This window comes from Microbacterium sp. sgz311019 (genome assembly GCF_056135325.1).
Window position 1 is genome coordinate 41,012 of the sequence record NZ_JBWAXO010000007.1, and the last position, 24,345, is coordinate 65,356.

General features: G+C 68.7%; 21 protein-coding genes and 2 riboswitches. Of the genes, 17 read left to right on the plus strand and 4 right to left on the minus strand.

Translation table 11 applies throughout. The features are described 5' to 3' along the window. The first annotated feature begins 37 nt into the window (after positions 1 to 37). The 4 genes from AC0NZN_RS12375 to gcvP all read left to right on the plus strand — a co-directional run bounded on the left by AC0NZN_RS12375 (position 38) and on the right by gcvP (position 5,953). Positions 38 to 1,210 (plus strand): MarP family serine protease, encoded by a 1,173-nt coding sequence (locus AC0NZN_RS12375; protein WP_474592612.1) that lies wholly within the window; start codon positions 38 to 40, stop codon positions 1,208 to 1,210. Between the two features lie 88 nt (positions 1,211 to 1,298). Next, a riboswitch (glycine riboswitch) is annotated at positions 1,299 to 1,387 on the plus strand. Further along, a riboswitch (glycine riboswitch) is annotated at positions 1,388 to 1,493 on the plus strand. Positions 1,494 to 1,539: 46 nt separating this feature from the next. Continuing rightward, positions 1,540 to 2,700: a glycine cleavage system aminomethyltransferase GcvT gene (locus tag AC0NZN_RS12380; RefSeq protein WP_474592613.1), complete on the plus strand. Its 1,161-nt coding sequence runs from the start codon at positions 1,540 to 1,542 to the stop codon at positions 2,698 to 2,700. Next, a complete protein-coding gene (gene gcvH, locus AC0NZN_RS12385; RefSeq protein WP_474592614.1) occupies positions 2,697 to 3,080 on the plus strand; it encodes a glycine cleavage system protein GcvH in 384 nt (127 codons plus the stop codon). Before AC0NZN_RS12380 ends, gcvH begins: the two co-directional genes overlap by 4 nt. Continuing rightward, complete coding sequence (gene gcvP / locus AC0NZN_RS12390) at positions 3,077 to 5,953, plus strand: aminomethyl-transferring glycine dehydrogenase (RefSeq protein ID WP_474592615.1); 2,877 nt, start codon at positions 3,077 to 3,079, stop codon at positions 5,951 to 5,953. The genes gcvH and gcvP overlap by 4 nt, the downstream gene beginning before the upstream one ends. Positions 5,954 to 6,002: 49 nt before the next feature. Here the strand turns inward: gcvP and AC0NZN_RS12395 are convergent, their stop codons facing one another. Next, a complete protein-coding gene (locus AC0NZN_RS12395; RefSeq protein WP_474592616.1) occupies positions 6,003 to 6,806 on the minus strand; it encodes a CPBP family intramembrane glutamic endopeptidase in 804 nt (267 codons plus the stop codon). 189 nt (positions 6,807 to 6,995) lie between these two features. Here AC0NZN_RS12395 and AC0NZN_RS12400 point away from each other — a divergent pair, with 189 nt between their 5' ends. The 3 genes from AC0NZN_RS12400 (at position 6,996) to AC0NZN_RS12410 (ending at position 11,466) form a co-directional block, all read left to right on the plus strand. Beyond that, the gene (locus tag AC0NZN_RS12400; RefSeq protein WP_474592617.1) at positions 6,996 to 8,774 is read left to right on the plus strand and encodes an ABC transporter family substrate-binding protein; all 1,779 of its coding nucleotides are present in this window, start codon (positions 6,996 to 6,998) and stop codon (positions 8,772 to 8,774) included. A gap of 128 nt (positions 8,775 to 8,902) precedes the next feature. After that, on the plus strand, positions 8,903 to 10,438 hold the full coding sequence (locus AC0NZN_RS12405; protein ID WP_474592618.1) for an ABC transporter permease: 1,536 nt from the start codon (positions 8,903 to 8,905) through the stop codon (positions 10,436 to 10,438). Next, entirely contained in the window at positions 10,438 to 11,466 is a 1,029-nt protein-coding gene (locus AC0NZN_RS12410) for an ABC transporter permease (RefSeq protein ID WP_474592619.1), read from the plus strand. The genes AC0NZN_RS12405 and AC0NZN_RS12410 overlap by 1 nt, the downstream gene beginning before the upstream one ends. Before the next feature lie 5 nt (positions 11,467 to 11,471). Here AC0NZN_RS12410 and AC0NZN_RS12415 read toward each other — a convergent pair whose 3' ends face one another. Beyond that, the gene (locus AC0NZN_RS12415; RefSeq protein WP_474592620.1) at positions 11,472 to 12,074 is read right to left on the minus strand and encodes a PH domain-containing protein; all 603 of its coding nucleotides are present in this window, start codon (positions 12,072 to 12,074) and stop codon (positions 11,472 to 11,474) included. 71 nt (positions 12,075 to 12,145) lie between these two features. Here AC0NZN_RS12415 and AC0NZN_RS12420 point away from each other — a divergent pair, with 71 nt between their 5' ends. From AC0NZN_RS12420 to ddaH, 9 genes are all read left to right on the plus strand, one after another. Further along, positions 12,146 to 13,924 carry an ABC transporter ATP-binding protein gene (locus AC0NZN_RS12420; protein WP_474592621.1) on the plus strand — a complete coding sequence of 593 codons (1,779 nt, stop codon included), beginning with the start codon at positions 12,146 to 12,148 and terminating at the stop codon, positions 13,922 to 13,924. Between the two features lie 71 nt (positions 13,925 to 13,995). Further along, entirely contained in the window at positions 13,996 to 15,909 is a 1,914-nt protein-coding gene (gene typA / locus AC0NZN_RS12425; RefSeq protein ID WP_474592622.1) for a translational GTPase TypA, read from the plus strand. Between the two features lie 67 nt (positions 15,910 to 15,976). Continuing rightward, the gene (locus AC0NZN_RS12430) at positions 15,977 to 16,714 is read left to right on the plus strand and encodes an AzlC family ABC transporter permease (protein ID WP_474592623.1); all 738 of its coding nucleotides are present in this window, start codon (positions 15,977 to 15,979) and stop codon (positions 16,712 to 16,714) included. After that, positions 16,711 to 17,025, plus strand: a complete 315-nt coding sequence (locus AC0NZN_RS12435; RefSeq protein WP_474592624.1) for an AzlD domain-containing protein — start codon at positions 16,711 to 16,713, stop codon at positions 17,023 to 17,025. Before AC0NZN_RS12430 ends, AC0NZN_RS12435 begins: the two co-directional genes overlap by 4 nt. A gap of 52 nt (positions 17,026 to 17,077) precedes the next feature. Further along, on the plus strand, positions 17,078 to 17,476 hold the full coding sequence (locus tag AC0NZN_RS12440; protein ID WP_474592625.1) for a histidinol dehydrogenase: 399 nt from the start codon (positions 17,078 to 17,080) through the stop codon (positions 17,474 to 17,476). A 10-nt stretch (positions 17,477 to 17,486) separates the two neighbouring features. Further along, positions 17,487 to 17,807, plus strand: coding sequence for a ferredoxin (gene fdxA / locus AC0NZN_RS12445; RefSeq protein WP_286289805.1), 321 nt, complete (start codon positions 17,487 to 17,489; stop codon positions 17,805 to 17,807). Between the two features lie 27 nt (positions 17,808 to 17,834). After that, a complete protein-coding gene (gene dapC / locus AC0NZN_RS12450) occupies positions 17,835 to 18,965 on the plus strand; it encodes a succinyldiaminopimelate transaminase (RefSeq protein ID WP_474592626.1) in 1,131 nt (376 codons plus the stop codon). A gap of 153 nt (positions 18,966 to 19,118) precedes the next feature. Continuing rightward, the gene (locus tag AC0NZN_RS12455) at positions 19,119 to 20,417 is read left to right on the plus strand and encodes a citrate synthase (RefSeq protein ID WP_474592627.1); all 1,299 of its coding nucleotides are present in this window, start codon (positions 19,119 to 19,121) and stop codon (positions 20,415 to 20,417) included. A 30-nt stretch (positions 20,418 to 20,447) separates the two neighbouring features. After that, positions 20,448 to 21,209: a dimethylargininase gene (gene ddaH / locus AC0NZN_RS12460; RefSeq protein WP_474592628.1), complete on the plus strand. Its 762-nt coding sequence runs from the start codon at positions 20,448 to 20,450 to the stop codon at positions 21,207 to 21,209. Between the two features lie 60 nt (positions 21,210 to 21,269). On the opposite strand, the gene AC0NZN_RS12465 is transcribed toward ddaH, so the two are convergent. After that, positions 21,270 to 22,706, minus strand: coding sequence for an MFS transporter (locus tag AC0NZN_RS12465; protein WP_474592629.1), 1,437 nt, complete (start codon positions 22,704 to 22,706; stop codon positions 21,270 to 21,272). A gap of 157 nt (positions 22,707 to 22,863) precedes the next feature. Between AC0NZN_RS12465 and AC0NZN_RS12470 the strand changes: the two genes are divergently transcribed. Then, positions 22,864 to 23,433 carry a TetR/AcrR family transcriptional regulator gene (locus AC0NZN_RS12470; protein WP_474592630.1) on the plus strand — a complete coding sequence of 190 codons (570 nt, stop codon included), beginning with the start codon at positions 22,864 to 22,866 and terminating at the stop codon, positions 23,431 to 23,433. 11 nt (positions 23,434 to 23,444) lie between these two features. On the opposite strand, the gene ppk2 is transcribed toward AC0NZN_RS12470, so the two are convergent. Next, positions 23,445 to 24,314 (minus strand): polyphosphate kinase 2, encoded by an 870-nt coding sequence (gene ppk2 / locus AC0NZN_RS12475; protein WP_474592842.1) that lies wholly within the window; start codon positions 24,312 to 24,314, stop codon positions 23,445 to 23,447. Between the last annotated feature and the right edge of the window lie 31 nt (positions 24,315 to 24,345).

The window sequence follows — 24,345 nt, forward strand, 5'->3', positions numbered from 1 at the left end:
CGGCGGGCTCACAGACATTCGACATAGCGTCTTGGGTGTGGACGTCGTCGACATCATCCTGATCGCGGTCCTGATCATGGCGCTGGTGAGCGGGCTGACCCGCGGGTTCTTCGCCAGCATCGGCACCCTGGTCGGCCTCATCGCGGGGGCAGCGGCGGCATACTGGCTCGTCCCGGTCCTCGGCGGCTTCATCCCGGCACCCGGGTGGCGCGCATTCGCCACGGTGTTCGCATCGATCGCCCTTCTCGTCCTCGGCGCCTGGGGCGGGTCGGCCCTCGGGCTCCTCGTGCGTCGCGGCGTCGACCGCACCCCTCTGCGCCCCTTCGAGCGCGTGCTCGGGGGAGCGGCGACGCTCGTGATCGCCGCGCTGACCCTCTCGCTCGTGGGCACCGGCATCGCTGCCGTCGGCATCCCCACGGTGTCATCGGCGGTGGCCTCCTCGCGCGTGCTCACGACCATCGAGAACCTCACGCCCGAACCCGTCGCGGCGGGCATCGCACAGCTGCGGGCCGACGTGCTCGACGGCGGGCTGCCGAGCTTCGGACTGGCGCTGCCGGGTGTCGCGGCGAGCCCGCAACCGCCCGTGAACGTCGCCGACCCCGCCCTCTCGGCCGCGGCACGATCGGTCGCACGGATCAGCGGCACGGCGTACGCCTGCGGCGTGAGCGTCACGGGCAGCGGCTTCGTCGTCGCCCCGGGACGCCTCCTCACCAACGCGCACGTCGTCGCGGGCGTCGACCGCCCCGTCGTCGAGCTGCCGGGGCAGACGGCGCACGAGGGTCGTGTCGTCTACTTCGACCCGGAGAAGGACCTCGCCGTCGTCGCCGTTCCCGGGCTCGAGGTGCCATCGCTCCGATTGACCCCGACCCTGCAGCCCGGCTCGTCCGCGGTCGTCGAGGGCTACCCCTACGGCGGACCGTTCACCGTGACCCCGGCTCGCGTCCTGTCGACCGGGAGCGTCTCGGTGCCCGACATCTACAACAAGAAGGATGCCGTCCGCTCCGTCTACGCGCTCCAGGCGCAGGTCAGGCCGGGCAACTCCGGCGGGCCGCTGCTCACGGCGCAGGGCACCGTCGCCGGTCTCGTCTTCGCCCGCGACGAGAACGACTCGTCCCGCGGCTACGCCGAGACGACCGACCAGATCGCCCCCATCGTGCGTGAGGCGTCGAAACTGCAGACGCCGGTGGCGCCCACGCAGTGCGCTGCCTGACGTCCGAACGGCGGCGAGCCGCCCCATCCCGGTCGTGACGGCACGGCATCTCGCCGCTATGCTTGACGGGCCAACCGAATAAGGCCTCATGACCCTCGCGGGAGAGCCCCGGCACGCCGGGCACCGAAGGAGCAAGCTCCCCGCCAATCTCTCAGGTCCGCGTACCGCGCGGGTCAGGCCGCTCTGAAAAGCGATTCGAGCACACGACGCTCGCGGTCCGCCGACGGTGAAAGCGGGTGCCCTGCACCCGTGAAGCTCTCAGGCCCATGACAGAGGGGGAGTTCTCAGCCGCCGATCGACGGCTGCCCGCACCCGCGACGGGAGAACTCATGACAGACCCCCGATACACCCCCCTCCGTGCTCGTCACGAGGCGCTCGGCGCATCCTTCACCGATTTCGGCGGATGGATGATGCCGGTCCGCTACGGCTCAGACCTCGCCGAGCACCGCGCCGTCCGCGAGGCCGCCGGTCTCTTCGACATCTCGCACATGGCGGAGTTCTGGGTCCACGACGGCCGCGCCGCGGACTTCCTCGACTACGTCCTGGCGGGCCGCATCTCCGCCATGGCGATCGGCAAGGCCAAGTACTCGCTGGTCCTCGCCGAGGACGGCACGATCATCGACGACGTCATCGTCTATCGCACCGGCGAGCAGTACTTCCTGGTGGTTTCGAACGCGGGCAACCGGGATGCCGTCGCGGCGGCGTTCGCGGCGGGACTCGATGCCTGGAACGCCACGCCCACAGTCGTCGAGAGCCCCATCCTGGGGGAGTCCCTCACCTTCGGCGCCGACGCGCCCGTCATCGAGGACGTGACCGAGGACCTGTCGCTCATCGCCGTCCAAGGTCCTCTCGCCGAGCAGATCGTGCGGGCGACGCCCGGTGTCGAGATCCCGGACCTCGACACCCTCGGCTACTACGCATGGCGTGAGGGGACGTTCGACGGCGCGTGGCTGTTCGTCGCACGGACCGGCTACACCGGCGAGGACGGTTTCGAGCTGCTGGTCGCGAACGATGCCGCAGGCCCCCTGTGGGACGCGCTCCTCGCGACCGGCGAGCCGCTCGGGCTCGTGCCCGCCGGGCTCGCCGCCCGCGACACGCTGCGCCTCGAGGCGGGCATGCCGCTCTACGGCCACGAGCTGTCGCGCGCCATCGTGCCTGCCCAGGCAGGCCTCGGCCGCGTGGTCGTCGACGCCAAGGAGGACTTCGTCGGCAAGGGCCACACGACGCCTGCCCCCCGCGCCGTCGTCCTCGTCGGGCTCACCTCGGACGGCAAGCGCGCCGGCCGCGCCGGCTACAGCGTGCTCCTCGGCGACGACGTCGTCGGCGAGATCACGAGCGGGGCGCTCAGCCCGACACTCGGCCACCCGATCGCGATGGCCTTCGTCGCGCCCGCCGCGGCCGAGGAGGGCACCGTGCTCTCGATCGACGTCCGCGGAACCCGCATCCCTGCCACCGTCACCGCCCTGCCCTTCTACCGGAGGAACACATGACCGATCTCGACGCCCTCAAGTACACCGCCGAGCACGAGTGGGTCGCCCTCGACGGCGATGTCGCCACCATCGGCATCACCGACTACGCCGCCGAGCAGCTCGGTGACATCGTCTACGTCGACCTGCCCTCTGCGGGCTCCAGCGTCGGCGCCAACGACGTCTGCGGCGAGATCGAGTCGACCAAGTCGGTCGGCGAGCTCTATGCACCGCTGTCCGGCGAAGTGGTCGAGGTCAACGGCGCCGTCGACGCCGACCCCTCGCTCGTGAACGCCGACGCGTTCGGCGAGGGCTGGCTCATCAAGGTGCGGGTCGACCCGGCCGACGTCGAGGCGCTCCTCGACCGTGCGGCCTACGTCGCCCTCACCGAGGGTGCTGCATGACCGCCTTCACCGACCGCCACATCGGGACGGATGCCGCGGCCCAGCGCGCGATGCTCGAGGTCGTCGGCTACGACACCGTCGAAGCTCTCGTCGAGGCGGCCGTGCCGGCATCCATCCACGCGCAGCCTCGCGAGAGCACCTCGATTCCGCCTGCGGCGACCGAGGCGGAGGCGCTGGCGGAGCTCCGCGAGCTGGCCTCGCAGAACCGTGCCGCGCGGCCCATGATCGGCCTCGGCTACTACGACACGATCACCCCCTCCGTGATCGCGCGGAACGTGTTCGAGAACCCCTCCTGGTACACGGCCTACACGCCGTACCAGCCGGAGATCTCGCAGGGTCGCCTCGAAGCGCTCATCAACTTCCAGACGATGGTGACCGATCTGACCGGGCTGCAGACGGCCAACGCGTCGATGCTCGACGAGTCGACGGCGGTCGTGGAGGGGATGCTCGCCGCGCGGCGCGTGTCGAAGTCCGCCTCCGCGACCTTCGTGGTCGACAAGGACGCCTTCCCGCAGACGAAGTCGCTGCTGCACGCACGCGCGGCCGCTGTCGGCATCCAGATCGTCGAGCTCGACCTCGCGCACGGCGCGACGATGCCCGACGAGGCCTTCGGCGTGTTCGTGCAGTACCCCGGTGCCTCGGGACGGGTGTGGGACCCCTCCGCCGTCATCGACGCCGTCCACCTCGCGGGCGGACAGGCGGTGGTCGCGGCGGATCTCCTCGCGCTCACGCTGCTCCGGTCGCCCGGATCGCTCGGCGCGGACATCGCCGTGGGCACGACGCAGCGCTTCGGCGTCCCGCTCGGCTTCGGCGGCCCGCACGCCGGCTACATGGCGGTGCGCCAGGGCGTCGAGCGCCAGCTGCCCGGCCGTCTCGTCGGCGTCTCGCAGGATGCGACGGGCCACCCGGCCTATCGCCTCTCGCTGCAGACGCGTGAGCAGCACATCCGCCGCGAGAAGGCGACCTCGAACATCTGCACCGCGCAGGTGCTGCTGGCCGTCATGGCGTCGATGTACGCGGTCTACCACGGACCGGACGGCCTGCGCGCGATCGCGACCGATGCCGCACGGAAGGCGGAGGCCCTCGCCGAGCGCCTGCGCTCGTACGACCTGCACCTCGTCGCCGATTCCTTCTTCGACACCATCCGTGTCGCGACGCCGGGTCCGTCCCGCCGGGTGATCGAGCGCGCGCGGTCGAAGGGCTACCAGCTGCACTGGGTGGATGACGCGACCGTCGGCATCTCGGTCGACGAGACGACGACCGCCGACGACCTCGCCGCGATCGCGTGGGCGTTCGGACTTCCCGATGCGGATGAGAACGACGTCCGTGACCTGCCGTACGCCGACGCGACGCCGCTGCGCGCGGTCTCCGAGTCGCTGATGCGGGATGACGCGTACCTCGAGCACCCGGTGTTCAACACCCACCGCAGCGAGACGGCGATGATGCGCTACCTCAAGCAGCTCGCCGACCGCGACTACGCGCTCGACCGCGGCATGATCCCGCTCGGTTCCTGCACGATGAAGCTCAACGCGGCCACCGAGATGGCGGCGGTGTCCTGGCCGGAATTCTCGCGCGTGCATCCCTTCGCGCCCGAGCAGGACGTGCACGGCTACCTGGCCATGATCGAGCAGCTGGAGTCCTGGCTCGCCGAGGTCACCGGGTACGACGCGGTCTCTCTGCAGCCGAACGCCGGCTCCCAGGGCGAGCTCGCGGGCCTGCTGGCGATCCGCGGCTATCACCACGCGAACGGCGACGCGCAGCGCTCGGTGTGCCTCATCCCGTCGTCGGCGCACGGCACGAATGCGGCGTCCGCGGTCCTCGCGGGGATGCGGGTCGTGGTCGTGGCGTGCGATGACGCGGGCAACGTCGACCTCGACGACCTGCGCGCGAAGATCGCCGCGCACGCCGACGAGCTCGCCGCGCTCATGATCACCTACCCCTCCACGCACGGCGTGTACGAGCACGATGTCGTCGACATCACCCAGGCCGTGCACGACGCGGGCGGGCAGGTCTACGTCGACGGCGCGAACCTCAATGCGCTCCTCGGCTACGCCCGCTTCGGCGACCTCGGCGGCGACGTGTCGCATCTGAACCTGCACAAGACGTTCGCCATCCCGCACGGCGGCGGCGGACCGGGTGTGGGCCCGGTGGCGGCCAAGGCGCACCTCGCGCCCTATCTGCCCGGCCACAACCTCGCGCAACGCGCCGACCACGCCGGTGGCTTCGTGTTCGAGGGCGGCCCGATCTCGGCTGCGCCGTACGGCTCTGCCAGCATCCTCCCGATCTCGTGGGCATACGTCCGGATGATGGGGGCAGCGGGGCTGAAGGATGCGACGTCCGCCGCCGTGCTCGCGGCGAACTACCTCGCCGCGCGGCTGCGGGAGCATTACCCGGTGCTCTACACGGGAGCGGACGGACTCGTCGCGCACGAGTGCATCCTCGATCTGCGGCCGCTGAAGGACGACACCGGTGTGACGGTCGACGACGTGGCCAAGCGCCTCATCGACTACGGCTTCCACGCGCCGACGATGTCGTTCCCGGTCGCGGGCACACTCATGGTCGAACCGACCGAGTCGGAGGACCTCGCCGAGCTCGATCGGTTCGTCGACGCCATGATCGCGATCAAAGCCGAGGCCGTCGCGGTCGGCGCCGGGGAGTGGCCGGCGGAGGACAACCCGCTCGTCAACGCCCCGCACACCGCGGAGTCCATCGTCGCGGGGGAGTGGACGCATCCGTACTCGCGCGAGACAGCGGTCTACCCGGTCCACACGCTCGTGCGCACCAAGTACTGGCCACCCGTGCGCCGCATCGACAACGCGTGGGGAGACCGCAATCTCGTGTGCGCCTGCCCGCCCGTGGAGGCGTTCGCGTAGGGGCGCCGCAAGTGCGGGGGCGGGATGCGTGGCATCCCGCCCCCGCACTCTACTTGTGCGCCGGCGCGAACACGCCCGGCCACAGGGCCACCGCGAGCGGGTAGCCGACGAACGCGACCGTGTCGAGCAGGGTGTGCGCGATGACGAGCGGCATCACACGACCCCAGCGGCGGTAGCACCACGCGAAGACCACGCCCATCACGAAGTTCCCCGCGATCGCACCCGGGCCCTGATACGCGTGATACAGCCCTCGGAGCCCGGCGGAGAAGAAGATGATCCCCCACTTGTTCCACCCGAGCCGTGACAGGCGGTCGGTGAGGTAGGCGACGAAGATGACCTCTTCGGTGAGTCCGGCGCGCAGCGCCGAGAGAAGCAGCAGCGGGACCGTCCACCAGGCGGCGCCGAGCGGGGATGCGACCACCGCCACGGTGAAGCCCAGGGTGCGCCCGACCGCGTAGAGGGCGAGTCCGGGGATGCCGATGACAGCCGCCAGCAGCAGGCCGCGGAGGACGTCGCTCCCGAAGTGGCGGAAGTCGAGCCCGATGCGCCGCAGCGCGTTCGTGCCCGGCTCCCAGAGCAGGTACACGACCAGCGCGACGATCGCCAACGAGAAGAAGATGTCCAGGAACTGGTAGAGAACATCCCAGAAAGCGATGTGGTCCCGGGAGGGGTTCAGCTGGGTCTGCTGGTCGCCCAGCGGCGCCGTCGCCAGCGCGGAGCGGATGAGCGAGAGCACTGAGTAGACGGCAGATTGCCCGACACTGATCGCGAGGACGAGGCAGATCTCCCAGATGATCCGTGGCCGGCTGAGCGGTTCGACCCGGAGGGCAGCCGTGGCGGATTCGTTCGACATGCGCACTCCTCGCGGTTATACACCCTTTGCGTTGTCAGATTGCCACACCCCTTTGGACTTGAGTTAAGGGTATGTAACGTTTTCGACACGCTCTTTGACCATCCGTCGGAGGTTACCTAGTCTTTCCCTATCCGCGGCCGGTTCGGGCATGATCCCGCACGGCCGCTAACCCCTTGCACAGGAGGAACATTGAAGAAGTCACGCCTGGGAGCGGTGGTCGCGGTCGCGGCCGCAGGTGCTCTCGCACTCGCGGGCTGCTCATCCTCGGGAGGCTCCGGCAGCACTGCCAGCGCCGCACCGACGGGTGGCACGGTCAGCGTCGCGACCGTCAACGACATGACGTCGCTCAACCAGAACACGCCTCAGGGCAACCTGGACACGAATGGCCAGATCTTTTACCTGACCGGGGGTTTCTTCAACTACCCGGACAACAACTTCAAGCTGGTCAAGAACACCGACTTCGGCACGTACACGAAGGTGTCCAACGACCCGCTGACGGTCAAGTACACGATCAACAAGGGTGCGAAGTGGTCGGATGGCCAGCCCATCACGGCTGACGACCTGGTCCTCGGCTGGGCGATCGGCTCGGGCTACTACGACTCGGCCACGTTCGACGCGGACGGCAACGTCACCAAGGGCACGCAGTACTTCGCCATCGCGGGTTCGACCGCGGGCGTCGACTCCACGGCGTTCCCGACCGTCGGCGACGACAACCGCTCGGTCACGCTCAAGTACGGCACGCCGTACGTCGACTGGGAGCTGTTCAACCCGCTCGCGCAGCCCGCGCACGTGGTCGCGAAGAAGGCCGGCCTCGCCAACGCCGCCGCGCTGACCTCGCTCCTGAAGGGCCTGCCGAAGGGCGACCCGGCCAACCCGGCCGCTCCGGACGCCACGCTCCAGAAGGTGGCCGCGTTCGTGAACACCGGCTACGACATCACGAGCTTCCCGACCGACAAGGACCTCCTCGTCGCCTCGGGCCCGTGGATGGTCGCAGGTTGGACCCCGGGCCAGTCGGTCGAGCTCGTTCCGAACCCTGAGTACAAGGGCGCTCTGAAGCCGAAGATCGACAAGCTCGTTCTCCGCATCATCGGCGACTCGGCCGCTCAGGTCACGGCTCTCCAGAACGGTGAGGTCGACATCGCCTACCCGCAGGCCTCCGCTGACACCAAGAAGTCCCTCGAGGGCGTCTCGGGCACGCAGGTCCTCACGGGCAACCAGGTCTCGTACGACCACCTCGACCTGAACTTCAAGTCGTCGGTGTTCAAGGACCCGAACGTGCGACAGGCGTTCCTCCTGACGATCCCGCGTGACCAGATCGTCGACGCGATCGTCAAGCCGATCAACCCGTCCGCCAAGCCGCTCGACTCGCAGATCTGGCTGCCGAACCAGGCCCAGTACGCGCAGACGATCAAGCAGAACGGTTCCGACGCGTACAACAAGGTCGACATCGCGAAGGCCAAGGAGCTCCTCAAGGGCGCCACGCCGAGCGTGAAGATCCTCTACAACACGAAGAACCCGAACCGTGTCGACGAGTTCCAGGCCATCCAGGCCTCGGCAGCTCAGGCCGGCTTCAAGGTGATCGACGGCGGTGACCCGAAGTGGTCGTCGCTGCTGCCCGCGGGCAACTACGACGCCTCGATCTTCGGTTGGATCAGCCCGGGTGTGGGCACGGCCCAGATCCCGCAGCTGTTCTCCTCGCAGGGTGGCGGCAACTACAACGGCTTCACCGCCGCGAACGACCAGGCGCTCGCCACGCAGACGACGCTGGACCCGAAGAAGCTCGACAGCCTCTCGATGGAGATCGACAAGATCGCCTTCACCGAGGGCTACGGCCTCCCGCTGTTCCAGGCGGCCGGTGTGTGGGGCGTCTCTGGCAAGGTCCAGGGAGTCAAGTACATGGGCAACCAGACCGGTCCGGTCTGGAACACGTGGGACTGGTCGGTCAAGACCAGCACCAGCTCCAAGTAAGTGACGATGCTCGGGGGTGGCGTCCGTATGGGCGCCACCCCCGACGCTCGCGTATTCTGTTCTGCTGACCGGTCTTCCTCGCGATCCGCGGTGGACCGCCGGCTCCCTGCCACAACTAGGAAGTCCCCTTGATCGGATTCGTCCTCCGCCGGATCGGCGTCTCGGTACTGATCCTCATCGCGGCCTCGTTCGTGATGTTCAACCTCGTCGCGATCTCCACAGACCCGCTCGAAGATCTGCGTCAGTCCTCGCTGCCCAACAAGCAGCAGCTGATCCAAGCCCGTATTCAGATCGCGCACCTCGACGTGCCCGCACCCATCCGCTGGGCAATGTGGCTCGGCGGCGTCGCGAAGTGCCTCATCCCGTTCGCCAACCAGTGCGACCTCGGCGTCTCGTTCCACGGTGCGCCCGTGACCGAGCTTCTTCCGACGGCCATGGGCTCGACCGTTCAGATGGTCACGGCCTCGCTCGTCCTGGCCATCCTCTTCGGTCTCATGACCGGCATCCTCTCCGCCATCCGAGAGAACAGCGGATTCGACTCCAGCTTCACCGTCATCAGCCTCTTCCTGTTCTCGCTGCCGTCGTTCCTCGCGGCCGCGATGCTCAAGAGCTTCGTCGCCATCGGCTACAACAACTTCCTTCAAGATCCGGTCATACCGATCTGGGTGTCGCTGGTGATAGGCGTGGTGATGGGCGTCATCGTCCAAGCCGTCGTCGGCGGAGACGCCCGTCGACGCCTGATCGCGTTCGGCATCAACTTCGTCATCACCTCGGGTCTGCTCATCTACATGAGTGCGAGCGGGTGGTTCCTGACCCCCGCCATCGGGCCCGTGGCGCTGCCGATCATCTCGATCGCCATGGCCGTCGGCCTCGTGGCGCTGCTGGCAGGGCTGCACCAACGACGGGCGCTCCTGACGGGCGGCATCGTCGCGGTGATCGGGATCATCACCTACTTCTCGATCCAGGGTCTGCTCGACCGGGCGACTCCGCTGCTCATCGTCGTCCTCGCCGTCGTGGCGATCGGCGTCGGACTCGCCGTCGGCTACTTCGTGGGCGGTGACGACCGCAAGCAGAACATGCGGATCGGCGCCATCCTCGCCTTCCTCATCTCGCTGCTCATCCTGATCGACCGCTTCATGCAGTCGTTCCCGGGCTACATGTTCGACATGAACGGCCGCCCGGTCGCGACCGTCGGCTCGTCCACGCCCGCGTACGACCCGAACAACATGTGGCGCAGCGGCCTCGACGTGTTCTTCCACCTCGTGCTGCCGACGCTGTCGCTCCTCGCGATCTCGTTCGCCCAGTACACGCGCTACTCGCGCGCCGGGATGATCGAGGTCATGGGCCAGGACTATGTCCGCACGGCGCGTGCGAAGGGCATGCCCGAGCGCGTCGTCGTCGTGCGGCACGCGTTCCGCAACGTGCTCATCCCGATCACGACGCTCGTCGCGACCGACCTCGGCGCCCTTCTGGGCGGCGCGATCATCACCGAGTACATCTTCGCCATCCCGGGCATGGGGCAGCTCTTCCAGATGTCACTGGGGCCGGGTGACATCTACCCGGTCATGGGCTACTTCCTTGTGATCGCCGTCATGGCCATCACGTTCAACTTCCTCGCCGACCTCAGCTACGCGGCGCTCGACCCGAGAGTGAGGGTCCGCTGATGACCGATTCCCTTCCCAGCCTCGTCGACGAGGTCGTCACCGAGAAGCCCGTCAGCCAGGGACGCCTCGTCCTGCGGCGCTTCATGCGCCAGCGCGCCGGAATCATCGCGCTGATCGTGCTCGTGCTGGTGCTGATCCTGTCCGTGTCCTCGATCGGCGTCGGGCCGATCAAGGGATGGTGGCCGTACAACTACTACACGCCGTCGCCCAAGATCGTGAACAACGGGGCGCCGACTCTGCAGTGGTGGCCGTTCTCGCTCGGGCAGCACCCCTTCGGACAGGACCGCATCGGCCGCGACTACTTCGCGATGGTCATGCGCGGCATCCAGAACTCGTTCGTCGCCATGATCCTGATCACGACGTTCGCCGTCGTGACGGGCGTGGTCGTCGGCGCGATCGCGGGCTACTACCGCGGCTGGGTGGATGCGGTGCTCATGCGCATCACGGACGTGTTCATCGTGATCCCGGCCATCGTCATCGCGGCGGTCGTCGGAAACTGGGCGGGTGCGATCGGCGTCTGGGTCCTCGGCATCATGCTCGGGTTCTTCAGCTGGATGGTCATCGCGCGTCTGACGCGCGGCGAGTTCCTCTCGCTGCGCGAGCGCGAGTTCGTCGATGCGGCCCGTGTGGCGGGCGCGTCGGACGCGCGCATCATCTTCAAGCACATCCTCCCGAATGCGACGGGCGTCATCATCGTCTCCGGATCGCTGCTGGCGGCATCGGCGATCCTGCTCGAGGCGGCGATCTCGCTCCTCGGCTACGGGATCCGCTCTCCTGACGTGTCGCTCGGTCTGCTGATCGGCGCGAACCAGTCAGCATTCACCGTCCGGCCGTGGCTGTTCTGGTGGCCGGCCCTGTTCATCGTCTGCCTGGCGCTCTCGGTCAACATCTTCGGCGACGTGCTGCGTCAGGCATTCGACCCGCGCAGCCGCCGGTTCTCGAACCGTCGCGTCAAGGACGGCCCGGACCAGCAGCCGGAGGACGTGGGCGGAGGCGCGGCCACCGAGGCGACCTTCGGTGGGATATGACCTCGTCAGGCGCGAAGCAGCGCGGGAATGCTCGCCGTCAGAAGGGCGGCGAGCACCGCGATGCTCACCCAGTGCACGCGGGTCGTGACCCTCATCGACTCCGCCTGACCGATCGGCAGCGTGCCGGCCTCGGCCATCGCCTGCAGGCGGCGGCGGACGATCGTGGCGGCGTCGCCCGAGTCGGTTCCCGGAGCATCGGCCTTGCTGATGCTGCCGTCTACGACGCGTCCGGTGCGCGCCGCTCCGGACGTGTTCGGCCGGTACACCGCGCCGGGCGCCGGTGCAGCGGAGCCACGATAGCGGCGCTCCGGGGTGACGATCGTCATCGACCACTTGGTCTCCACGTCGATGATCATCGCCCAGGGGATGACGACCGTGTGGAACTGGTTCACCAGAGTGACGCCGTCATCCTCCACGATGATCGCCGGACGCCAGAAGAGCTCCCAGATCAGGAGCGCGATCGTGGCGATCGGAACGAGTCCGAGCGCAGCGCTGGGCCGGCCGGTCAGGAAGGCCGCGACGACCGCGAGTCCCAGCACACCCCAGCCCCCGATCGAGATGACCTTGTTCGTGTTCGATCGGTAGACCAGTCGCGAGCTCTCAACCACGAGTTCATCCTCCCATCGTCAGTGCGCGTCGCCGTGCCCACAGGCACGGGGCGCGCGGAAGGAATCCGTTCATGACCAACCCCTCCGTGACCACTCCTCACACCGAGACGGGTCCCGTGCTTGAGGTGAACGACCTCAATGTGGACTTCGCCGTCGATAACATCTGGGTGCCTGCGGCCAAGCACATCTCGTACTCCGTGTCGCCGGGAGAGGTGCTGGCCATCGTCGGCGAGTCCGGTTCGGGCAAGAGCGTGAGCTCGATGGCGATCCTCGGCCTCCTGCCGAACAACTCGCGTGTGAAGGGGAGCGTCAAGCTCCGCAACCGTGAGCTCATCGGTCTCAAGCCGCGTGACGTCGTCCGCGTGCGCGGCAAGCAGATCTCGATGATCTTCCAGGAGCCGATGACGGCCCTGAACCCGGTGCTCACCATCGGCTTCCAGATCATCGAGACGCTCCGCCAGCACTTCGGGATGTCGCCGTCCGAGGCACGCGCCCGCGCGATCGAGCTTCTCGGGCTCGTCGAACTGCCCGATCCGGAGAAGGCGTTCGCGTCCTACCCGCACCAGCTCTCCGGCGGTCAGCGCCAGCGCGCCATGATCGCGCAGTCCGTGGCGTGCGACCCGGTGCTCCTGATCGCCGACGAGCCCACGACCGCTCTCGATGTGACCGTGCAGGCGGAGATCCTCGAGCTCATGCGCTCCCTTCAGGAGCGTCTGGGAACCGCCATCCTTCTGATCACCCACGACATGGGCGTCGTGGCGGACATGGGCGATCGCATCGTCGTCATGCGCAATGGCGAGATCGTCGAGCGCGGCGACGTGAAGGAGGTCTTCGCAAACCCCCAGCACCCCTACACGCGGGCGCTCCTGGATGCCGTGCCCCGGCTCGGCGAGGGCAGCGCGGAGAGCGAGGCCGTCGACATCACGGCCGCGCTCGTGGATGCCGAGTCGACGACCACGATGACCGAAGCCCAGCGCGTTCTCGCCGAATACGAGAAGTCGCTCGAGGCGCCGGTGGTGGTGCGCTTCTCGGATGTCGCGATCGAGTACCCCAAGCACGGTCGCGTTCCGGCGTTCCGGGCGGCGGACAACATCGACCTCACCATCCACCAGGGCGAGGTCGTCGGACTCGTGGGCGAGTCCGGTTCGGGGAAGACGACGCTGGGCCGTGCCACGGTCGGCCTGCTCCCGATCCACTCCGGCTCGCTGGTCGTCGACGGCGTCGACATCTCGAAGCCGACGCGTGAGGTCATCCACCACCTGCACAAGAGCGTGGGCATCGTGTTCCAGGACCCGTCGAGCTCGCTGAACCCGCGCATGACGATCGGGCAGTCGCTCGGCGAGCCGATCTTCCTCGCTGAGAAGGTCAAGGGCAACGCGCTGGAGAAGCGCGTCCGCGACCTGCTCGAGTCCGTGCGTCTCCCGCGTCAGTACGCGTCGCGCTTCCCCCACGAGCTCTCGGGCGGCCAGAAGCAGCGTGTCGGCATCGCACGCGCGCTCGCCCTGAACCCGCGACTGCTGGTCGCGGACGAGCCGACCAGCGCCCTCGACGTGTCGGTGCAGGCGACGGTCCTCGAGCTGCTGCGGGAGCTGCAGCGCGAGCGCGGATTCGCGTGCCTCTTCGTCACGCATGACCTCGCCGTCATCGACGTGCTGGCCGATCGCATCGCGGTGATGCGGCACGGCAAGCTCGTCGAGGTCGGCACGCGCGAGCAGATCCTGCGCTACCCGCAGGAGGCGTACACGCAGCGCCTGCTGGCGGCCGTGCCGGTGCCGGATCCCGAGGTGCAGCACGCCCGTCGCGCTCTTCGCCTGGAGGCTCTGGGGCTCGGCGCCGACGACGACGAGTGACGCAGCGCACCTCACGGTAGGATGGAGGATGGCCCGATTCCGGGCGCATCCCCCGCTGTAAGGACACCGTCATGGCGCATGCCCTCCGCTCGGACCTCCGCAATGTCGCGATCGTCGCCCACGTCGACCACGGCAAGACGACGCTCGTCGATGCCATGCTGCGTCAGACCGGCTCTTTCGGCGAGCATGCGCACGTCGAGGAGCGGGCGATGGACTCGAACGATCTCGAGCGCGAGAAGGGGATCACGATCCTCGCCAAGAACACGGCGATCACGTATGACGGGCTGCACACCGATGTCCCGGTGACGATCAACGTCATCGACACGCCCGGCCACGCCGACTTCGGCGGCGAGGTCGAGCGCGGCCTGTCGATGGTCGACGGCGTCGTGCTCCTCGTCGACGCGAGCGAGGGTCCGCTGCCGCAGACGCGCTTCGTGCTGCGCAAGGCGCTCGAGGCGAAGCTGCCGGTCATCCTGCTCGTGAACAAGACCGACCGACCGGATGCGCGGATCGCCGAGGTCGAGGAGGAGAGCCACGACCTGCTGCTGGGTCTTGCATCCGATCTGCACGAGGACGTTCCGGACCTCGACGTCGACGCCCTGCTCGACGTTCCCGTCGTCTATGCGAGCGGCCGTGCCGGCGCCGCATCCCGCAACCGGCCCGCCAACGGCGAGCTGCCGGACAACGACGACCTCGAGCCCCTGTTCGAGGCGATCCTCGAGCACGTGCCCGCGCCGAGCTACGACGACGAGGCGCCGCTGCAGGCGTGGGTCACGAACCTCGACTCGAGCCCGTTCCTCGGCCGCCTGGCGCTCCTGCGCGTCTTCAACGGAACGCTGAAGAAGGGCCAGACGGTCGCGTGGGTGCGCCACGACGGCTCGCACTCGAATGCGCGCATCACCGAGCTCCTGAAGACCCGCGCTCTCGAGCGCTACCCGGCGGAGAGCGCCGGCCCCGGCGACATCGTCGCGATCGCCGGCATCGAGGAGATCACGATCGGCGAGACGATCGCCGACCCGGAGGACGTGCGCGCGTTGCCGGCGATCCACGTCGACGACCCCGCGATCTCGATGACGATCGGCACCAACACCTCGCCCCTCGTCGGCAAGGTAAAGGGCCACAAGGTCACCGCCCGCATGGTGAAGGACCGCCTCGACCGTGAGCTGGTCGGCAACGTCTCGCTCAAGGTCGTCGACATCGGCCGCCCCGACGCCTGGGAGGTCCAGGGCCGCGGCGAGCTCGCGCTCGCCATCCTCGTCGAGAACATGCGGCGCGAGGGCTTCGAGCTCACGGTCGGCAAACCGCAGGTCGTCACCAGGAAGGGCGAGGACGGCAAGGTCAAGGAGCCCTTCGAGCACCTTACGATCGATGCGCCCGAGGAGTACCTCGGCGCGATCACGCAGCTGATGGCGTCGCGCAAGGGCCGTATGGAGACGATGGTCAACCACGGCACCGGCTGGGTGCGGATGGAGTTCATCGTCCCGTCGCGCGGCCTCATCGGCTTCCGCACCGAGTTCCTGTCGATTACCCGCGGTACGGGCATCGCGAACGCCATCTCGCACGGCTACGACGACTGGGCAGGGCACATCGTCGCCCGTCAGAACGGCTCGATCGTCGCCGACCGCTCCGGCGTCGTGACCCCGTTCGCGATGATCGCGCTGCAGGAGCGCATGAGCTTCTTCGTGCAGCCGACCGAGGAGGTCTACGAGGGCATGGTCGTCGGCGAGAACTCGCGCGCCGACGACATGGACGTCAACATCACCAAGGAGAAGAAGCTCACGAACATGCGGTCCTCGACCGCTGACGCGTTCGAGTCGATGACTCCGCCGCGCCTGCTCTCGCTGGAGGAGAGCCTCGAGTTCGCGCGTGATGACGAGTGCGTCGAGGTGACACCGGAGAAGGTGCGCATCCGCAAGGTGATCCTGGACGCGACCGAGCGCGGTCGCGCGGCGTCCCGCCTGAAGCGCCAGGACGCCAACGCGTAGCGACACCCGGCCGCGGCCCCTCGGGATGTCCGAGCGTCCTGCCCGCGGCCGTCGCTAGGCTCATCCGGTGGCACCACCTGACGACGACCTGCGCGCCGAGTCTCGTCGTGCGGCGCGCGCCGGAATCGGCGTCGCCCTGGCGACGAGCGCGTACGGCGTGTCGTTCGGCGCCCTGGCGACCGCATCCGGTCTGGACGTCTGGCAGGCCTGTGTTCTCAGCCTCCTGATGTTCACCGGCGGATCGCAGTTCGCGTTCATCGGCGTGTTCGGAGCCGGGGGGCTCGCCGCATTGCCGTCCGCGATCGCCTCGGCGGCGATGCTCGGGGTCCGCAACGCCGCCTACGGGATGCGCATGGCTCCGGTCGTCGGCACGACGTTCTGGCGTCGCGTCGCGGCCATCCCCTTCACGATCGACGAGTCCACCGCCATCTCCCTCGCGCAGACGCGCCCGCACGCCCGCCGCGTCGGTTTCTGGGTCACGGGGATCGCGATCTACGTCGGCTGGAATGCGACGACGCTGGTCGGTGCGCTGCTCGGGAACGTCGTGGGCGATCCGCGAGCGTACGGGCTCGATGCCGCAGCCGCAGCGGCGTTCCTCGCCCTGCTGTGGCCCCGTCTGCGCGGGCGCCAGCCCATCGCCGTCGGGGTGGCGGCGGCCGTGGTGGCGACGGTCCTCACCCCGGTGCTGATGCCCGGAGTGCCCGTGCTGATCGCCGCCCTCGTCGCAATCGTCGTCGGGTGGTTCGGGCGCAGCGCACCCGTCGCCGAGCCGGAGGACGTCCCGGAACGGGAGGGCCTGCCGTGACGCTGTGGAACGCCGTGCTGCTCGCATCCATCGCCTGCGTCATCCTGAAGACGGCGGGCTATCTGCTGCCCGCGAAGGTGCTCGAGGCTCCGCGTCCGGCGCGCATCGCGGACCTGCTGACAGTGGCGCTGCTCGCCGCCCTTGTCGCCGTGCAGACGCTCGGCCAGGGGCAGGCGATCGTCGTCGACGCCCGCGTCCCTGCGGTGATCGTAGCGGCGGGCCTGCTGCTGTTGCGCGCCCCGTTCCTGGTCGTCGTGGCGGCAGCGGCCGCGGTCGCATCGCTGCTGCGCCTGGGGGGCTGGGCGACCTGAAGCGCGCATCACGCCTGGGTGAGCCCCGCAGCGCGCGCCCTAGACTTGCGGCGTGAGTTTCTCGTGGAGTCGCCTCGTCACCTGGATCGTCGCGCTCCTCGCGGGCGGTGTCTTCGGGATCGCGGGCACCATCGCCCACGCCTACCGCGTCGGCCCCGTCCCCATCGGACTGATCCTCGCCGTCGTCGGAGCGGCCGCGCTGCTCCTCGCGGTGCGCCTGCTCACGCGCGACCGGTGGGCGGCACTCGCGTGCGGCATCGGACTGTTCGCGGCGATCCTCCTGTTCTCCGGCACCGGCCCCGGCGGCTCGGTGATCGTGCCGAGCGGCAAGCTCGACCAATTGGCCGGCGTCAACCTCGGACTCGTCTGGACGATCGCGGTTCCGCTCATGACGATCCTCGTCGTCGCGTGGCCCGACCGATCCCGTAATCGGGTCTCCGCGGCCAACTAGACTGACAGTCGTGACGTATGTGATCGCTCTTCCCTGCGTCGATGTCAAGGATCGCGCCTGCATCGACGAGTGTCCCGTGGACTGCATCTACGAAGGGGAGCGCTCGCTCTACATCCACCCGGATGAGTGCGTGGACTGCGGCGCCTGCGAGCCCGTGTGCCCGGTCGAGGCGATCTACTACGAGGACGACCTGCCCGACGAGTGGCAGGACTACTACAAGGCCAACGTCGAGTTCTTCGACGACATCGGCTCGCCCGGCGGCGCCGCGAAGGTGGGTGTCATCCACAAGGATCACCCGATCGTGGCGGCCCTTCCGCCCCAGGCGCCGTGACCTGTTCCCAGAGCCGGGCGCGCTGAGATGGGCGTCGCCGATCTCGCCGACTATCCGTGGGATGCGGTGGCCCCCTACGCGGCCCGCGCCCGCCGCCATCCGGACGGCATCGTCGATCTCTCGATCGGCTCGCCCGTCGACCCGACGCCCGCCGTCGTCGTCGACGCGCTGAAAGCGGCGACGGATGCGCATGCCTACCCGCAGACCATCGGCACCGCCGATCTGCGCGACGCGATCGTCGAGTGGTACGGGCGGCGCCGAGGAGTCCCTGGGCTGACCCGCGAGCAGGTCGTCCCGACGATCGGATCCAAGGAGCTCGTCGCCCTGCTGCCGCTCCTGCTCGGCCTCGGTCCCGCCGACGTCGTCGTGCATCCGCGTGCCGCCTATCCGACCTACGAGGTCGGCGCGCGCCTGGTCGGCGCGACCCCGTTCGCGTCCGATGACCCGAGGGAGTGGCCGGAGGCGACGCGCCTCGTCTGGCTGAACTCGCCGGGCAATCCCGACGGCCGCGTGCTGGATGCCGACACCCTTCGCGTCGCCGTGGCTCGCGCGCGCGAGCTCGGTGCGGTCGTCGCCGGTGACGAGTGCTACGCCGAGCTGGGGTGGGACGCGCCGTGGGATGCCGAGCCGATCCCGTCGGTGCTCGACCCGCGGGTCGCGGGATCCGAGCCGGACGGCGTGCTCTCCGTGTACTCGCTCAGCAAGCAGTCGAACCTCGCCGGCTATCGCGCGGCCTTCGTGGCGGGCGACGCCGCGATCGTCTCCCGCCTCGTGACGGCGCGCAAGCACCTCGGGCTCATGGTGCCGGCTCCCGTGCAGGCCGTGATGGCGGCTGCGCTCCGCGATGACGCGCACGTCGCGCGTCAGCGCGAGCTGTACCGTCGCCGGCGAGATGTGCTGAAGCCTGCCATCGAGGCGGCGGGTTTCCGGGTCGACCACAGCGACGCGGGCCTCTATCTCTGGGCGACCGAGGGGCGCGACGCATGGGAGAGCCTGGACCGGCTCGCCGCACTCGGCATCCTGGCCGGTCCCGGCCACTTCTACGGGACGCACTTCCCGCAGCACGTGCGTCTGTCGCTCACGGCGACGGACGAGCGGGTCGATGCTGCGGCCGCCCGTCTGCGGGCGTCGGCGGCCATCGGCCGCCCAGCTTCGTAGAGGTCCTCCATCCATACGTGCCATCCTTTGGTGGCGTTCAACGTAGTCGTTCCCGCGCATTAGGCTGTAAAAGGTTCGGCCATCCGCCGCATCCCCAGCTCCGGCGCGAGTGCCGGACGCACCCCCAACGACCAGAAATCGCAAGGAGGCGCCGTGACTGATGCGGCCACCCAGCCGGAGATCGCGACTCTCACCGTCGGCGAGACGACCGCCCAGCTGCCGATCTTGCGTGGCACCGAGGGGCACCCGAGCATCGACCTGTCGACGCTGACCCGACAGACCGGCCTCACGGCTCTCGACTACGGATTCGTGAACACGGCGGCGACCCGCTCGGCGATCACGTTCATCGACGGCGACCAGGGCATCCTGCGCTACCGCGGCTTTCCGATCGAGCAGCTGGCGAAGAACAGCACCTACCTCGAGGTCGCGTGGCTCCTCATCTACGGCGAGCTTCCGACCGCTGACGAACTCGCCGGCTTCGACGAGCGCATCCGTCACCACACGCTCCTGCACGAGGATCTGAAGCGGTTCTTCTCGGCGCTCCCGCACACTGCGCACCCGATGTCGGTCCTCTCCTCGGCCGTCTCCGCACTCTCGACCTACTACGAGACCGAGTCCGACCCGCACAATCCCGAGCACATCGAGCTCAACACCGTGCGGATGCTCGCCAAGCTGCCCGTGATCGCGGCCTACGCGCACAAGAAGAGCGTCGGGCAGGCGTTCCTGTACCCGGACAATTCGCTGAGCTTCGTCGACAACTTCCTCAAGCTCAACTTCGGCGTGATGTCGGAGCCGTACGAGGTCAACCCGGTGATGTCCCGCGCTCTCGAGCGCCTGCTGATCCTGCACGAGGACCACGAGCAGAACGCGTCGACCTCGACGGTGCGTCTGGTCGGCTCCACGGGCGCGAACCAGTTCTCCTCGATCTCGGCGGGCATCAACGCCCTCTACGGCCCCCTGCACGGTGGCGCCAACGAGGCCGTCCTCGAGATGCTCGGCCGCATCCGCGACTCCGGCGAGAGCGTCCAGCGCTTCGTCGAGCGCGTGAAGAACAAGGAGGACGGCGTCAAGCTCATGGGCTTCGGCCACCGGGTCTACAAGAACTACGATCCGCGCGCCAAGCTCGTCAAGGAGTCCGCGGATGAGGTGCTCGCCGAGCTCGGCATCAGCGACCCGCTCCTCGACCTCGCGAAGGAGCTCGAGGAGATCGCGCTCAACGACGACTACTTCCGCGAGCGCCGTCTCTACCCGAATGTCGACTTCTACACGGGCGTCATCTACAAGGCGATGGGCTTCCCGACCCGCATGTTCACGGTGCTGTTCGCGATCGGCCGCCTGCCCGGCTGGCTGGCGCAGTGGCGCGAGGCGGGCGGCGACACGCACACGAAGATCGGCCGTCCGCAGCAGCTGTACACGGGTGCTCCGCGCCGCGATTACCCGGGTACCGTCTGACGCCGCAGCGGCCGAAGATAGGCTGAGCGGATGCCTCGACTCCTCGTCCGTCGTCCGTCGCCACGCCTCGCCGAAGGCGAGCTGACCCACATCGAGCGCGTCCCGGTGGACGCCGCCCTCGCTATGGAGCAGTGGACGCGGTATGTGGACGTCTACCGCGCGCGCGGATGGGACGTCGTCGACCTCGAGGCGGCCGACGAGCACGCCGACGGTGTCTTCGTCGAGGATGCGGTGGTGATGTTCGGCGACGTCGCGGTGCTCACGCGCCCCGGCGCCGACTCCCGCCGTGGGGAGATCGACACGGCCCGCGAGACGCTCGAGGCCGTCGGCATCCCGTACCTGCGGATCACCGAGCCCGGAACGCTCGACGGCGGCGACGTCCTCAAGGTCGGCAGGACGGTCTATGTCGGCCGCACGCTTCGCACCAACGACGAGGGCATCGCGCAGCTGCGTGCACACCTCGCACCGCGTGGGTGGGAGATCGTCGCCGTGCCCGTCACGAAGGTGCTGCACCTGAAGAGCGGCGTCACCGCGTTGCCGGACGGCACGATCATCGGCTACGAGCCGCTGGTGGACGACCCGAGCGTCTACCCGTCCTTCCTCGGCGTGCCCGAGGAGCACGGAACCGCCGTCGTGGTGCTCGACGACTCGACGGTGCTGATGTCATCGGACGCTCCGCAGAGCGCGCAGCTGTTCCGCGACCGCGGTCTCGAGGTGCTCACCACGCCCATCTCGGAGTTCGAGAAGCTCGAGGGCTGCGTGACCTGCCTCTCGGTGCGCGTGCGCGACTGAGGCATCGCAGACGAATGCGCCCGGGGGCATCCCCCCGGGCGCATTCCTGTCGGTATCCGGTCAGGCTGCCTCGGCGTAGAGCTCGGCGGACTCCAGCTCGCCGGCGTCGTCCGCGACGACAGCACCGCGGCGGCTGGGACGCACCGCCAGCACGATGATCCCCGCGATGACTGCGGCGGCAGCAAGGGTCAGCCAGGCGACGGTGTAGCCGTCGAGGGCGGGAGTGCCGCCGGCCCGCACCGAGCCGAAGACGATCGCCGTGGTGAAGGCCGAACCGATCGCCGATCCGATCGTGCGCAGGTTCGCGTTCACGCCGGTGGCGATGCCGGTGCGGTCGGCGGGCACGCTCTCCACGATGATGCTCGCGGCGGATGCATACGCCAGACCGATGCCGATACCGAACAGGCCGCCGGCGACCGCGAGCAAGATGAGCGACCTGTGCTCGAGGATGGCGAACACGATGCCCCCCGCCATGAAGAGCGCGCCGAGCGCCATCATGACCCGGAGCGGGACGACCCGGGCGATGGCCCCCGTGGCGAATCCGACGCTCGACATGCCGATCAGGAGAGGCAGCAGGGCGAGTCCTGCGCCCTGCACTCCGAGACCGAGCCCCCAGCCCGACACGGCGGGCGTCTCAAGGAACTGCGGCAGATAGCCCCAGAATCCGAAGGCCGCGGCGCCGATGAGCAGTCCGGCGGCGTTGACCGGCCAGATGGCTCGGCTGGCGACGAGTCGCAGGTCGACCAGCGGCTCGCGAGAGCGCAGCTCCGCGACGAGCCATGCAGCGAAGAGGACCGCTGCGGCGGCGAACAGGCCGATGGTCAGCGGAGCATCCCATCCCCAGCGCGCGCCCGAGCTGAGCGGCACGAGCAGGGCCACCAGCCAGCCGGACAGGAGCACGGCGGAGAGCACATTGACGCGGCCGGCTGCGCGGGTGCCGGTGGCCGGGACGAGCACGAGGGTGAGCAGGATGCCGGCCACGGCCGTCACGAACGGGATCGAGAAGATCCCGCGCCAGCCCAGGAGCTCGGCGAGCGGACCCGCGAGCACGCTGCCCGCGGCGCCGCCGATGCCGATGATGGCACTGGTAGCACCGATGGCGCCGGTCAGGCGTTCGCGCGGCATGACGTCGCGCAGCAGGCCGAAGGCGAGCGGGAACAGCGCTCCGCCGACCCCCTGCAGCACCCGCGCGAGGATCAGCACTCCGAGTGTCGGGGCGAAGGAGGCGACGATGTCGCCGACGGCGACGACCGCGAGGACCACGAGGAACGTGTTGCGGCGTCCGCGAAGATCGCCGATGCGGCCGAGGAGGGGCGTGGCGACCGCGGCGGCGATGAGCCACGAGGTGATCGTCCACGATGCCGCGTCCGCCGTGACGCCGAAGTCCGCGCTGATCAGCGGGATGACGGGGATGACGAGGTTCTGCAGCAGGGCGAGGGAGGCGACACTGAGCGTGATCGCGAGGAACGCCGCACGGGTGGAGGTGGAAGTTGGCATGAAGGGCCTTCCCAGAGATGCGGATCCGGTGAATGAGGGGTAAAGTGAGGGTCGGTCTCCGAACGGAGGTTTCCTCCGGATTGACATTACCGGAGGGGCCCTCCGGTTTGCAAGTCCGATCACCGACTTTTTCTTCCCGAGTCCGAAAGGTTCTGCAATGCCGGTCGCAGAGCGCATATCCGCGCTGGACGAGCGTCGCCCCAAGCGCGCGGATGCTGCACGCAACTTCGACGCCTTGGTCACCGCCGGGCGCGAGGCGTTCGCCGAGGAAGGCTCATCGGCATCCCTCGAGGACATCGCGCGCCGCGCCGGCGTCGGCATCGGAACGCTGTACCGCAATTTCCCGACGCGCGACGATCTGATCGAGACGCTGTACCTCGGCGAGGTCGACGCCCTGGCCCAGGCCGCCGACGAGGTCAGCGATCTCGAGCCGTGGGAGGCCCTGAGGGCGTGGCTGGACCGCTTCGTCACCTATGTCGGCACGAAGCACGCCCTCCTGGAGGGGCTCAACCGGCAGTCATCCGTGCTCGTCGAGTGCCGCTCGATCATGCTGTCGGCGGGGGAGCCGCTCCTCATCAGGGCGCAGGAGGCGGGCGAGGTCCTCCCCGACATCACGATCGGCGACGTCGTCAAGCTCGTGTCGGGCGTGGCCGCCGTGGCCGCGTTCGACGATGCGGCCCAGCGCGAGCGCGTGCTGAACCTCGCGATCAACGCCATCCGGCGCTAGCGACGTCCAGGTCAGCGCTTCGCATCCTCGCGCTGCGCGATGGCAGCGGCCTCGGCATCCCGATCACCGTCTGACGGCAGTCGCCGCTTGCCGTGCTTCTTCCGCAGCTCGGCGACATAGTCGGGCACGATCGTCGACGGATCGCGCGGCGGCCGCTCGTAGCCGCCGGAGGCCGGGCGATCGGGGATCTCGATCGGCTCGCGCTCCACGAGCGAATACGGGATCTGCGACAGCAGATGATGGATCATGTTGATCCGCCCGCGCCGCTTGTCGTCGTTGTCGACCTCGAACCACGGGGCCTCGGGGATGTCGGTATGCACGAACATCGTGTCCTTGGCGCGGGAGTAGTCCTCCCATTTCGTGATCGACAGGACGTCGTTGGGGCTCAGCTTCCACCGGCGCATCGGGTCGTCGTTGCGGGAGCGGAATCGCAGCTCCTGCTCGACGTCGGACACGCTGAACCAGTACTTCAGCAGAAGGATGCCGTCCTCGACGAGCATCCGCTCGAAGATCGGCGCCTGATGCAGGAAGCGGTGGTACTCCGCGTTCGTGCAGAAGCCCATGACATGCTCGACCCCGGCGCGGTTATACCAGGAGCGGTCCATCAGCACGATCTCACCCGCGGCCGGCAGGTGCGTCGTGTAGCGCTGGAAGTACCACTCGGTCTTCTCACGCTCGGTCGGGGTCGGCAGGGCGACGGTGCGGGTGACGCGCGGGTTCAGATACTGCGTGACCCGGTTGATGGTCGAGCCTTTGCCGGCGGCATCCCGCCCCTCGAAGATGACGATGATGCGGGCGCCCGTCGCCTGCACCCACGCCTGCATGTCCACCAGTCGCGCCTGCAGGACCTTGAGCTCGTCCTCGTACAGGCGCCTCGGCATCCGATCGCTCATGTGAGCCCCCTCGTCCACG

What these genes read in the sequence shown, in the direction of transcription:
- AC0NZN_RS12380 (WP_474592613.1), top strand. Translation starts at nt 1,540, where the DNA reads ATGACAGACCCCCGATACACCCCCCTCCGTGCTCGTCACGAGGCGCTC.
- gcvH (WP_474592614.1), top strand. Translation starts at nt 2,697, where the DNA reads ATGACCGATCTCGACGCCCTCAAGTACACCGCCGAGCACGAGTGGGTC.
- gcvP (WP_474592615.1), top strand. Translation starts at nt 3,077, where the DNA reads ATGACCGCCTTCACCGACCGCCACATCGGGACGGATGCCGCGGCCCAG.
- AC0NZN_RS12395 (WP_474592616.1), bottom strand. Translation starts at nt 6,806, where the DNA reads ATGTCGAACGAATCCGCCACGGCTGCCCTCCGGGTCGAACCGCTCAGC.
- AC0NZN_RS12410 (WP_474592619.1), top strand. Translation starts at nt 10,438, where the DNA reads ATGACCGATTCCCTTCCCAGCCTCGTCGACGAGGTCGTCACCGAGAAG.
- AC0NZN_RS12420 (WP_474592621.1), top strand. Translation starts at nt 12,146, where the DNA reads ATGACCAACCCCTCCGTGACCACTCCTCACACCGAGACGGGTCCCGTG.
- typA (WP_474592622.1), top strand. Translation starts at nt 13,996, where the DNA reads ATGGCGCATGCCCTCCGCTCGGACCTCCGCAATGTCGCGATCGTCGCC.
- dapC (WP_474592626.1), top strand. Translation starts at nt 17,835, where the DNA reads ATGGGCGTCGCCGATCTCGCCGACTATCCGTGGGATGCGGTGGCCCCC.
- ddaH (WP_474592628.1), top strand. Translation starts at nt 20,448, where the DNA reads ATGCCTCGACTCCTCGTCCGTCGTCCGTCGCCACGCCTCGCCGAAGGC.
- AC0NZN_RS12465 (WP_474592629.1), bottom strand. Translation starts at nt 22,706, where the DNA reads ATGCCAACTTCCACCTCCACCCGTGCGGCGTTCCTCGCGATCACGCTC.
- AC0NZN_RS12470 (WP_474592630.1), top strand. Translation starts at nt 22,864, where the DNA reads ATGCCGGTCGCAGAGCGCATATCCGCGCTGGACGAGCGTCGCCCCAAG.
- ppk2 (WP_474592842.1), bottom strand. Translation starts at nt 24,314, where the DNA reads ATGCCGAGGCGCCTGTACGAGGACGAGCTCAAGGTCCTGCAGGCGCGA.